Consider the following 10,574-nt stretch of genomic DNA (forward strand, 5'->3'; position numbering starts at 1 on the left):
CTATGGGCGGCGATCCAGGATCTGTTCGACGAGTTCCCCTCGGTCGAAATCGCAGGCTGGTTGCAAGGATTGCAGGATCACGGATGTAGCGTGACGAGCGTGAACTTCTTCCGTGTGTATTCTTCGGCCGCGCTCGGGGTCTGTGCGGTATCGGCCGTCACGATGCTGGCTGCGTGCGGCTCGGATAAGACAACTCCTTCGGCGAGCACGTCCTCCGCATCGGCAAGCGGGCCCGCTCTTAGCGAAACGGTGACGCCGCCGTCTTCGACAGAACCGGCGACCTCAGACGGCACCTGCCCCACCGCGGCACCGCGCGATGGGGGTACACCCGAGTGGACTCTGACGGGAACCACTGGCAGCGTCGCGGTCACGGGTTCGACAGATACGACCGCTCCGCGCGTCGACGTCACGGCTCCGTTCAGCGTGACTCAAACCGAGGTGCACACGCTGCATGCCGGAGATGGGCCGGTCGTTGCGCCCACGGCCACAGTCTCCGTCTGCTACATGGGCGTCAACGGACGCGACGGCCGCGTGTTCGACAGTGCCTACGAACGTGGCAGTTCAACTCAATTCCCCCTCGACGGAGTCGTTCCGGGCTTTCAGAAGGCGATCGCCGGGCAGAAGGTCGGATCCACCGTCGGTGTCGCGATGACCTCTGCGGACGGATACCCCGACGGTCAGCCCAGCGCCGGGATCCAGAAGGGCGACACGCTGATCTTCGCGATCAAAATCCTCAGCGTCTCGGGCTGATTCAGCTGCTGCTCGGGTTCTTGGTGTCGTACGTGCTGGGAACCTTGAGCGCCGCGGCGATCGCCGCGATCAGGTCGGTGTCGGTGCGACCGCCAGTCTGCGGCCAGCCTGCGAACCCGCTCGCGTCCTGGCCGACCAGCTGGGTAAGCACGATAGCCAGCGCATCGACAAGGGTGCGGTTACCGAGTTGTGGCCAGCCCTGGCCGCTCGGGCCGAGGAGCTGAACCCAGATCTCCTGGAGCTGCTGCGCCTGCTCGGGTGTCATGTGTTCTCCTGTCGTGAGCAATTGCTGAAGTTCTTCGACGGTCCCGACAAACGCATCGGCGTCGACGCGTTGTCCGGCGACCTGCGCGGCGTCGGTGAATTGCAGAATCACCGGGTCGACGCCGCCGTAACCGGTCCAGAAGCCGGAATCGTCGCCGGGATACAGCGCACTGGCATAACCGGTGCCGCCGACGTAATCGGACGCGACCAGACCGGGAACGCCGGTCAGGTCGGGTGAGCCGATCTCCTGCCAATACCAATGCGGAATATAGGACAACGCTACGTGTGCGCCCGCCGCGCTGATCGCGTCGGCGACCGCCCAAAAGTTATCCAGATCGCCGGAGCCGGCCTCAAAGTCGAGCATCACCGGGATGCTGATATCGCCGAGAGCGCCGACCAGGTTGTCAGCCTGGGCGGCCGCCGGGTCGAGGGTGACGTAGTGGTAAGCGACCAGGATGAGGTTGTTGGCGTTCGCGCCGTCCCGAAACGAGACCCAGTAAGGGTCCACGTAGCCGCTGCCCTGGGTGGCTTTGGCGAGGATGAAGTCGAAGCCCTCGGCCTTGACCTCGGCAAGGTTCAGTCCCGCTTGGTAGCTGGCCACATCGATGCCGTACAAGGTCACGGGTCTTCTCCCCCAGGGCGTTTGGGCTCGTCCGCGTGCCTACCGTAGCGATAATTGCGATATTGGCCCAACAACACGCCGGTGCATTTGAACTTTCGCGCTTTCGGCGTACCCGACCGTCACGGCCATAAACCCCGTGATGACTTGTGCTACAAGTGCTTTAGGGGCTGTTTATCCGGGCGGAAGGGGCCGTTTCAATGTGGAGACGATGCTCCATTCGAACAACAGGTCCCCACCCTTGTCGTAGTCGCGGAAGTGGTGGGCGACCTGAACGCGCTGAACCGAAGAGCCGACAATCTCCCAGCCCTGCTGCCCATAGGCTTCAGTCTGGCGGCCGGCCTCCTCTATCACCGCCTGCAGCGACTCGTGAGTGCTGTAGGTGAAGGTGGTTTCCCACCGCTGCGGGTGCCAGTTACCGTCTGACGCCTGCCACCAACCGGGCCCAGGCGAAGCAGTGCTCACAGGAGTGCTCATATCGTGGAATTTTAGGCTTTTTGCTTTCCAGGCAGCCGATCCAAACCGACGAGATGTTGAACAGCATTCGACGTTTTCGAGATTTGACGCGGCTCCGATGCGCCGGATCGTGAATCTTGTTTGCCGGAATCGGGCGCTGAGGGATCGTAGTGATTGACATCATTGTTCATCGATGGGCGACTTTGGGGCAGTCGGCGCTTGGCTGCTGTTAGGCATCGTGGTCATTGGCGCGGTGCTGATAGCGGTGGGCAGCGTGTGGCTGGCAAGCCATGTGCCGTCACCGTCCTACTTGCCTTGCTTCTGTATCTCGTCTTCACTCTCGATCACCCCTTTGGCCCCATCGGCGTGACCCCAGAACCATTTGCTCACGCCGTCAATGTTTTCAACTCGGTCGACAACGCCGCCTAGATGCCGAAGGGCCACTGTCAACTCACGCCGATGAACGGATTATGTTCTGCGAGCAGCTTTTCCATGCGTGCCTCGTCGAGGCGAACGCGTACGGTCGTGGCTTCCTGCTGATCACGGACGACTTTTGCCAAGCTGAACGCGCTCGAGACGAGGAACAGCGCGCTAGTGCCGAGAAACAAGCGCTGCCAAGGGTCCAGCGGAAGGAAAAGGATCCCACCGAGCAAGCCGAGGAAGCTTACTGCGAAAGCGACTACCGTCTGCATGAAGAACGCCGCGGTCGTCTTCGACATGCCATTGGAAATACTCATGGCAACTAGTATGCGGGCAGCGCGAGTGCCGTCCCCGCACTAAATTTTTGATCACGACGATCTTGATTCTTCTCCGATGACTGCCTGGCTACATACCGTTCACGGATGACGTCAACCGCGACCGGTATCTCGGCCCGTCAGATACCCCGAGCCATACCTGCGACTTTCAAGCAGGCGCTCTTTGTCGCCGTGACCGCCGGATTGGGTTACGGCTTCGACTCATACGCGGTGAACATCTATGGGCTGGTGCTGCCAGAAATCAAGAAGACGTTGCACATTACCGAAGCCCAAGCCGGGTACATAGGTTCGATCTTCCTGCTCGGCTACACGATCGGCACGATCGGCTTCGGATTGGCCGCAGACAGGTGGGGCCGTAAAGCCACCCTTGGAGCCTCAATCCTGCTCTACGGCATGACGACTGCGTTGGCCGGGCTCACCACAAACATCGCCGCCTTTACCGGGCTGCGATTCCTCACCGGCGTCGGGGGCGCGGGCGAGCTTGCGGTCGGGGCGCCATACACGGCGGAGGTTTGGCCCGCAAAGACCCGCGCGATCGGTGTCGGCGGGGTGATCTTCTCGCTCTTCTCACTGGGCTACGTCCTTGCGGCGGGCGTCGCACTGGCCCTGGTTCCCCGTTTTGGCTGGCAATCGGCGTTCATCGTCGCGATTGTGCCCGCAGTTCTGTTGTTCCTTGTCCGACGCGGTATCACCGAGTCGCATCGCTACAACGACGTACGGGCAACAGTGGCGACCGGGGTTGCCAGGCCTCAACTTTGGCAACTGTCCGGCGTGCGCCGACGCCTCGTCGCGGGCTGGCTCATTTACACCGCCAACGCAGTCGGCTACTGGGGCATGACGCTGTTTCTGACGACGTACATCGTGAAAAGGTTTCATGCTTCGCCGATCGAGGCGATCCGCTACGCGCTGGTGTTCTTCTTGCTGCAAGCGGTGTTTGCTTACGCCGGGACTGCACTTGCGGACTGGATCGGCCGGCGACCTTCGGCGATCGTCGCCGCGTTGGTCGAGGTCGTCGCGACCATCCTGGCAGCCACCTCCGATTCGCTAGCCGAATACCAGGTCTTCGGCGCGATCGCGATCGCCACGCTTGGGTGGCTGTGGGGCGTCGGCGACACGTACATCGCCGAGCTTTTCCCAACGATTCTGCGCGGCACCGGCTTCGGGATCGCAGTTGGCGGTGGCCGCATCGTATCGATTGCGGCGCCTACCGTGATCGGTTGGTCCATCATGCATTACGGCCTGCAGACGCCGTATTTGGCGTTGGCCGGCCTCTGGGTGTTGACGGTGATCGGGTATCTGCTCGGACCGGAAACGAAAGGCAGAGAGCTCGAAAATTTGGCCGACGAGGCCTTGGCAGAAGATTCGGAACTGGTCAAGAGTTCGAGCTAGCAAGGACGCTGCCTGCTCCGCCTACATTGCGGGTGGTAGCGGCGGCAATGGATCGAACGGCGGAACCCACGGTGCCGACGATGATGGCGGTGTCGGTGATGGCCCTCCCCCTAGGTATTGGGAGCAGTAGGCGCCTTCCGCGATTTTCGTGAACTGGGTGGCGCCGTCGGTGGTGAACCCTGAATTCTGCTGCGTCATGCTTTTGACGACGTCAGCTTCTGGGTGACCCTGGTCCATCAACTGGCATGCCCGCCTGCCGATGGCGATGGCGTCGGGTCCGCTTTGATAGGTGATCCCGGCCTTGTTAAGGGCAGCCAAAAAGTCCGCATCGGGGTCGGGGTCTGCCTTCGCCGGCGTGGCCAGGCGGCCGATTGCCGCGGCAAGGACCGTAACCACTACCAACAGTCGCATTGCTTCATCCTCGTACACGATGTTTCAGGCGCGCATTCTCGGGTGAATCTACGTCCATGGATACCAGTACCTTCATCGAACGGCTCAACGAAGACCTAGGCACCGAGTACCAATCGATCATCCAGTACATCCAGCACGGTGCCACGATCAAAGGGCCCGAATACCGCTCGATCGCCGAGGAACTGGACAACCACCTAACCCAAGAGTTGCAGCATGCCAAGATCCTCGCTCAGCAGATTGACTTCTTAGGCGGCACGCCCAGTGTCAAAGTCCCCGATGTGCCCGACGCGCCGGACGGGGCAGCGGCCCTGAAAGCCGATATGGAACTGGAGCAGCGTCAATTGGACCGCTATCGCCAACGCGTGACCGAAGCGAACGATCTGGGGTTACCGGACGTTGCCGAGGCCTTGCGGCCGTTGCTGCAGCAAACGCAGGACCACGTGCGGGAGCTGCAAGACGCTCTCGAGGGCTGAGCGGATGGCTGTCACCGAGACGCGTCAGGTCGTCATTGAGGCAACGCCTGACGAAATCATGGACGTTCTGTTCGACCTCGAGTCGTTGACGCAGTGGTCGCCTGCGCATCAAAAAATCGAAGTGCTCGAGCGTGACGAGCAAGGCCATCCGATCAAGTCGCGCCAAGTGGTCAAGATTGTCGGTATGACCGATGAGCAGGTGCTGGCCTACTCCGTTCACGATGACGGAGTGAGCTGGAGGCTGGTCAGCGCAAAACAGCAACGCGCCCAGGACGCTCGCTACACGCTGATTCCCGATGGGGACTCCACTCGGGTCAGCTTCGAGCTGACCGTCGATCCGATCGTTCCGATTCCCGGCTTTCTGATCAAGAGGGGCGCTAAAGGGCTGATGGAGACTGCCACCGAGGGTTTGCGCCAGCGGGTTCTCGAGATCAAGAAGTCCGCCGATTAGCGCCCACTGGGAGCCCCGAACCAGGCGGTGAGCGCATCGAGGAGTCCGAGCTGATCGTGCTCCCCCACCCAGGCCACATATCCGTCCGGCCGGATCAAAACCGCGGTGGGAGCCGTCACCACGCCAAGTGCCGGAAGATTCCATTCACCAACGTATTTCGCGTTGATCACTTTGACCCGATTCGCCCACGCTTCGATGTCGACGTCACCAGGCTCGCCGAGGCTCAGCAGCACCGGGCGGGCGTCATGCAGCAGGGCGAAAACGCGCAGCGGGCCGTTTTCGGTGACCAGGTCCAGATCCGGCACGCGACGCCCGAGCAGCGGGTGTCCGGCACCGAGGTCGTAGTGGATGTCAAGGCCGGTCATCATGGCGGCAAAGCGTTTTCGAGGCTCGTCCATGCTGAGAAGGTCAGACATGGTGTCGCGCAAGGCCTTAATATGATCGTCAGTCGGGCGGTGAAGGAGTGCAAGCTGCGCCAGTGTATTACGCAGCACGCGCGCGGCGATCGGGTGCCGTTCGGCATGATAGGTATCGAGCAGGCTGTCGGGCGACGTGTGGTGGACCACCTGGGCGAGTTTCCATCCCAGGTTCATCGCATCCTGCACACCCGTGTTCAGCCCCTGTCCTCCGATCGGGTGATGCACGTGCGCGGCATCGCCGGCTAGCAGAACACGCCCGTCGCGATAGGCCCCCGCCTGTCGCGCCATATCCGTCGACCTGAAAATCCATGTAGGACTGTGGATTCCGTAATCAGTTCCGTATACGTTGATGAGCGCTTCGCTCAGCTCGCCCAAGGTGGCTTCGCTGTTGGGGCCGAGGCGCTTCTCGGTAACCATGACCCGTACCGGTCCGCCATCTTCCAACCTGCTGAACGCGTGGACCCCCAGCGCGTCGTGGCGAATCCCCCATTCCGGCGACTGGTCCGGTTCGGGTGCTATTTCGACTTCGGCGAGCAGGTAGCTCATCGTCGGATCCCAACCGGGAAACTCGATGCCTGCTGCTTTGCGGATCGCACTGCGCCCTCCGTCGCACCCGACGAGATACTCCGCCCGAAGCAACCTTTCGCCGGCCAGCTTGACGTCAACGCCGGCGCGATCTTGACCGAAACCCGTTACCTCGCACCCTCGATAGATCTGGACGGCCAGCTCGTCTACCCAGCCGGCCAGTATCCGCTCGATGTGGTTCTGCCACAGCGCGAGCCCGTAGGGATGCCGGGTGGGAAAGTCACTGATGTCCAAACGAATCTGGGAAAATCCCGCGATTTGCGCCACCTCCCCCTGCGATAGGAATCGATCAGCGATCCCACGCTGATCGAGGATCTCGATGCTGCGTGAATGCAGACCGCCGGCCCGGGAACCAACCAGGTCCGGGTTGGTGCGCCGCTCGACAATGGCAACGTCGACTCCTGCCAAGGCCAGCTCGCCAGCCAGCATCAGGCCCGTCGGGCCTCCCCCGGCAACGACCACCGCATGTTCGACACCCACCTCGCAACCCCCCGTTTCGCTGAGTTTTGGCTTCGGCCAGCGATTTTGCAGCATGACCCTGGTCTTGCGGCAAGCCCCCGGGTGAGCTATACAGTGAAGTGGGACGGAGTTATTTCTCTCCGTTCCTTTTTCATCTGCGGTCGACGTCTCCCCGCTGCATACGATGACCGGGTGATCGCCTTGGTGTGCGCGATGCCCATGGAACTGCGGCCGCTGCGACGGCGGTTCAGGCTTCGCAAGTCCGGGCCGGGCTACACCGGCCGGATCGGCGAGCACGCGGTGATCGCGGCGGTGATCGGGATTGGCCCGGCTTTGGCGGCCGCCGCGACAACCCGCTTGCTGGACACCCTCGACGCCGAGTTGGTCATCGTCGTCGGCACCGCCGGCGCTACCGACAACCAGACGCCGATCGGTACGTTGGTGTGCCCCCAGCTGGTCACCGACGGCCCGGACGGCGCAGAGTACCGGCCCACACCGCTCGGCAACGGCAACGCCCACGGGACGTTGTGCACGACTGACCAGCTGCTGCTCGATCCGGTGCTACATGCCGACCTACGCGCGCGCGGCGTAATCGCACTCGACATGGAGACGGCCGCCGTCGCGAAAATCTGCCACGAACGCGGCGTCCCCTGGTCGGTCGTGCGTGCAATCAGCGACCGGGTCGGCGACGGCACCGTAGACGCCGACACTGTCGGCCTCACCCACCCCGATGGCAGACCGAACTTATCGGCCGCCGCCCGCTACATCGTCACGCACCCCGGCGCCCTACCCCGCCTGATCCGCCTCGCCAACGCGGCCAACCTCGCCGCTGAACGGGCGGCCGATGCCGCGATAAAATTTTTGACCGACTCCAGATAAGGTCTTGACTCGTTCCAAACAACAGCGGCATATTGATGTGGTGTCGTCAATGTCGGCGGATTACGCGGCGCAGCTGCGGATGGCCGATTTGCGAGTGACCCGGCCCAGGGTCGCCGTACTGGAGGCGGTGGATTTCCATCCGCATGCCGATACCGAGACGATCTTGTCCGCGGTACGCAGCGGCCTGCCCGATGTCTCGCGCCAGGCCGTGTACGACGTGCTCAACGCGCTGACCGCGGTAGGTCTGGTTCGACGGATCCAACCATCGGGGATGGTTGCCCGCTACGAGTCTCGGGTCGGCGACAACCACCATCACGTCGTATGCCGATCTTGTGGCGTGATCGCGGACGTCGATTGTGCGGTCGGTGATGCGCCGTGCCTGACCCCTTTCGACGACGACAACGCGTTGGATGGCTTCGTTCTCGACGAGGCAGAAGTCATCTACTGGGGCTTGTGCCCCGATTGCTCGACCGCAAATTCCGGATCACAGCCGTGATCACAAGCCGATTCAACTATCTCTGAAAGGAACGCTGTGTCATCCGATACAACCCACAAGGGCAGCGAAAGTGAAAACCCGGTTATCGATGCGCCGGAGCCGAAATCGCATGCGCCGCTGAAGAACCAGGACTGGTGGCCTGATCAGATCGACCCGTCAAGGCTGCATCCGCACTCGCCGCAGTCCAACCCTCTTGGCGACGGCTTCGACTACGCCGCGGAGTTCGCCAAGCTCGACGTCGACGCGCTCAAGGCGGACGTGATCTCGGTGATGACCACCTCGCAGGACTGGTGGCCCGCCGACTACGGGCACTACGGCGGCCTGTTCATCCGGATGAGCTGGCACGCTGCGGGCACCTACCGCATTCAGGACGGCCGCGGTGGCGGCGGCCAGGGTATGCAGCGCTTCGCCCCGCTCAACAGTTGGCCCGACAACGTGAGCCTGGACAAGGCGCGTCGGCTGCTGTGGCCGGTCAAGAAGAAGTACGGCAACAAGATCTCCTGGGCCGACCTGATCATCTTCGCCGGCAACTGCGCTTTGGAGTCGATGGGATTCAAGACCTTCGGTTTCGCCTTCGGTCGCGAAGACGTCTGGGAGCCCGAGGAGATCCTCTGGGGAGAAGAGGACGAATGGTTGGGCACCAACAAGCGCTACTCAGGTAAGCGGGATCTCGCTCAACCCTACGGCGCGACCACGATGGGCCTGATCTACGTGAATCCCGAAGGCCCCGAAGGCAAGCCGGATCCGATTGCCGCGGCGATCGATATTCGCGAGACGTTCGGCCGGATGGCGATGAACGACGAGGAGACCGCGGCGCTTATTGTCGGTGGCCACAGCTTCGGCAAGACCCACGGCGCAGGCGACGGGGACCTTGTTGGTCCCGAGCCGGAGGCCGCCCCGCTCGAACAGCAGGGGCTGGGCTGGAAGAGCTCCTACGGCAGCGGAGTGGGCAAGGACGCCATCACCAGCGGCCTGGAGGTCGTTTGGACGCCCACCCCGACCAAGTGGGACAACACCTTCCTCGAGACGCTGTACGGCTACGAGTGGGAGCTGACAAAGAGCCCCGGCGGTGCTTACCAGTTCGTCGCCAAGGATGGCGCGGGTGCGGGCACCATCCCCGACCCGTTCGGCGGGCCGGGTCGCGCCCCGACGATGCTGGTCACCGACATCTCCATGCGTGAGTCCCCGATCTACCGCGACATCACCAAGCGGTGGCTGGAACACCCCGAGGAGCTGACCGAGGCATTCGCCAAGGCCTGGTACAAGCTGCTGCACCGCGATATGGGACCGGTATCGCGCTACCTCGGGCCGTGGGTTGCAGAGCCGCAGCTGTGGCAGGACCCCGTTCCGGCGGTGGACCACAAGTTGGTCGACGACAACGACGTTGCGGCGCTGAAGAAGAAGGTGCTCGACTCCGGACTCTCCGTTCCCCAGCTGGTCAAGACCGCATGGTCGGCGGCGGCGAGCTACCGCAACACCGACAAGCGCGGTGGCGCAAATGGCGGGCGGTTACGCCTTGAGCCGCAACGGAACTGGGAGGTCAACGAACCGTCCGAGCTGAACAAGGTGTTGCCGGCTCTCGAGAAGATCCAGCAGGACTTCAACGGTTCGGCCTCCGATGGTAAGAAGATCTCCCTGGCCGACGTGATCGTGTTGGCCGGCTCTGCGGCAGTGGAGAAGGCGGCCAAGGACGCCGGACACGAGATCTCGGTACCCTTCGCGCCGGGACGTACCGACGCCTCGCAGGAGAACACCGATGTGGAGTCGTTTGCCATGCTCGAGCCGCGGGCCGACGGGTTCCGCAACTACATCCGTCCCGGCGAGAAAGCACCGCTCGAACAGCTACTGGTGGAGCGGGCGTACCTGCTGGGCGTGACCGGTCCGGAGATGACGGTGCTCGTCGGCGGCCTGCGTGCCCTCGGTGCTAACCACGGCGGCAGCAAGCATGGCGTGTTCACCGACAAGCCAGGCGTGTTGACGAACGACTTCTTCGTCAACCTGGTCGACATGGGTAACGAGTGGAAGGCGTCGGAGTCGGGCGAGAACGTCTACGAGGTAAGCGACCGCTCCTCCGGTCAGCGCAAGTGGACGGCGACCGCCAATGACCTTGTGTTCGGCTCGAATTCGGTGCTGCGTGCGTTGGCTGAGGTCTACGCTCAAGACGACGC

12 protein-coding genes are annotated in these 10,574 nt (G+C 62.7%); 7 read left to right on the forward strand and 5 right to left on the reverse strand.

Going from position 1 to position 10,574, the window contains the following annotated elements:
* Positions 1–114: 114 nt before the first annotated feature.
* Positions 115–750: an FKBP-type peptidyl-prolyl cis-trans isomerase gene (locus tag WBF82_RS02825; RefSeq protein WP_424381593.1), complete on the forward strand. Its 636-nt coding sequence runs from the start codon at positions 115–117 to the stop codon at positions 748–750.
* A gap of 1 nt (position 751) precedes the next feature.
* Here WBF82_RS02825 and WBF82_RS02830 read toward each other — a convergent pair whose 3' ends face one another.
* The 3 genes from WBF82_RS02830 to WBF82_RS02840 form a co-directional block, all read right to left on the reverse strand.
* Positions 752–1,636, reverse strand: a complete 885-nt coding sequence (locus tag WBF82_RS02830) for a glycoside hydrolase family 25 protein (RefSeq protein ID WP_424381583.1) — start codon at positions 1,634–1,636, stop codon at positions 752–754.
* A 171-nt stretch (positions 1,637–1,807) separates the two neighbouring features.
* Positions 1,808–2,110, reverse strand: a complete 303-nt coding sequence (locus tag WBF82_RS02835; RefSeq protein WP_424381584.1) for a hypothetical protein — start codon at positions 2,108–2,110, stop codon at positions 1,808–1,810.
* Between the two features lie 425 nt (positions 2,111–2,535).
* A complete protein-coding gene (locus WBF82_RS02840) occupies positions 2,536–2,826 on the reverse strand; it encodes a YiaA/YiaB family inner membrane protein (RefSeq protein ID WP_424381585.1) in 291 nt (96 codons plus the stop codon).
* 105 nt (positions 2,827–2,931) lie between these two features.
* On the opposite strand from WBF82_RS02840, the gene WBF82_RS02845 reads away from it, so the two are divergent.
* Positions 2,932–4,233 carry an MFS transporter gene (locus WBF82_RS02845; protein ID WP_424381586.1) on the forward strand — a complete coding sequence of 434 codons (1,302 nt, stop codon included), beginning with the start codon at positions 2,932–2,934 and terminating at the stop codon, positions 4,231–4,233.
* A 21-nt stretch (positions 4,234–4,254) separates the two neighbouring features.
* On the opposite strand, the gene WBF82_RS02850 is transcribed toward WBF82_RS02845, so the two are convergent.
* Positions 4,255–4,644 carry a DUF732 domain-containing protein gene (locus WBF82_RS02850; RefSeq protein WP_424381587.1) on the reverse strand — a complete coding sequence of 130 codons (390 nt, stop codon included), beginning with the start codon at positions 4,642–4,644 and terminating at the stop codon, positions 4,255–4,257.
* 56 nt (positions 4,645–4,700) lie between these two features.
* On the opposite strand from WBF82_RS02850, the gene WBF82_RS02855 reads away from it, so the two are divergent.
* Both WBF82_RS02855 and WBF82_RS02860 read left to right on the forward strand, forming a co-directional pair.
* Positions 4,701–5,117, forward strand: a complete 417-nt coding sequence (locus tag WBF82_RS02855) for a ferritin-like domain-containing protein (RefSeq protein WP_424381588.1) — start codon at positions 4,701–4,703, stop codon at positions 5,115–5,117.
* A 4-nt stretch (positions 5,118–5,121) separates the two neighbouring features.
* Complete coding sequence (locus WBF82_RS02860) at positions 5,122–5,568, forward strand: SRPBCC family protein (protein WP_424381589.1); 447 nt, start codon at positions 5,122–5,124, stop codon at positions 5,566–5,568.
* Here WBF82_RS02860 and WBF82_RS02865 read toward each other — a convergent pair.
* On the reverse strand, positions 5,565–7,106 hold the full coding sequence (locus WBF82_RS02865; RefSeq protein WP_424381590.1) for an FAD-dependent monooxygenase: 1,542 nt from the start codon (positions 7,104–7,106) through the stop codon (positions 5,565–5,567). The genes WBF82_RS02860 and WBF82_RS02865 overlap by 4 nt on opposite strands.
* A 117-nt stretch (positions 7,107–7,223) precedes the next feature.
* Here WBF82_RS02865 and WBF82_RS02870 point away from each other — a divergent pair, with 117 nt between their 5' ends.
* From WBF82_RS02870 to katG, 3 genes are all read left to right on the forward strand, one after another.
* The gene (locus tag WBF82_RS02870; protein WP_424381591.1) at positions 7,224–7,910 is read left to right on the forward strand and encodes a hypothetical protein; all 687 of its coding nucleotides are present in this window, start codon (positions 7,224–7,226) and stop codon (positions 7,908–7,910) included.
* Positions 7,911–7,959: 49 nt separating this feature from the next.
* Positions 7,960–8,406: a Fur family transcriptional regulator gene (locus tag WBF82_RS02875; RefSeq protein ID WP_424381592.1), complete on the forward strand. Its 447-nt coding sequence runs from the start codon at positions 7,960–7,962 to the stop codon at positions 8,404–8,406.
* Between the two features lie 18 nt (positions 8,407–8,424).
* Positions 8,425–10,574, forward strand: a 2,150-nt coding sequence (gene katG, locus WBF82_RS02880) for a catalase/peroxidase HPI (protein WP_424381594.1), incomplete at its 3' end; no start/stop codon positions are given.

Source organism: Mycobacterium sp., assembly GCF_049673265.1.
In the GTDB taxonomy this organism is placed as follows: domain Bacteria; phylum Actinomycetota; class Actinomycetes; order Mycobacteriales; family Mycobacteriaceae; genus Mycobacterium.

Excerpts from the sequence above, each read along its gene's own strand:
- WBF82_RS02835 (WP_424381584.1), bottom strand. The coding sequence starts at position 2,110 with ATGAGCACTCCTGTGAGCACTGCTTCGCCTGGGCCCGGTTGGTGGCAG.
- WBF82_RS02860 (WP_424381589.1), top strand. The coding sequence starts at position 5,122 with ATGGCTGTCACCGAGACGCGTCAGGTCGTCATTGAGGCAACGCCTGAC.
- WBF82_RS02845 (WP_424381586.1), top strand. The coding sequence starts at position 2,932 with ATGACGTCAACCGCGACCGGTATCTCGGCCCGTCAGATACCCCGAGCC.
- WBF82_RS02850 (WP_424381587.1), bottom strand. The coding sequence starts at position 4,644 with ATGCGACTGTTGGTAGTGGTTACGGTCCTTGCCGCGGCAATCGGCCGC.
- WBF82_RS02875 (WP_424381592.1), top strand. The coding sequence starts at position 7,960 with ATGTCGGCGGATTACGCGGCGCAGCTGCGGATGGCCGATTTGCGAGTG.
- WBF82_RS02840 (WP_424381585.1), bottom strand. The coding sequence starts at position 2,826 with ATGAGTATTTCCAATGGCATGTCGAAGACGACCGCGGCGTTCTTCATG.
- WBF82_RS02865 (WP_424381590.1), bottom strand. The coding sequence starts at position 7,106 with ATGCTGCAAAATCGCTGGCCGAAGCCAAAACTCAGCGAAACGGGGGGT.
- WBF82_RS02855 (WP_424381588.1), top strand. The coding sequence starts at position 4,701 with ATGGATACCAGTACCTTCATCGAACGGCTCAACGAAGACCTAGGCACC.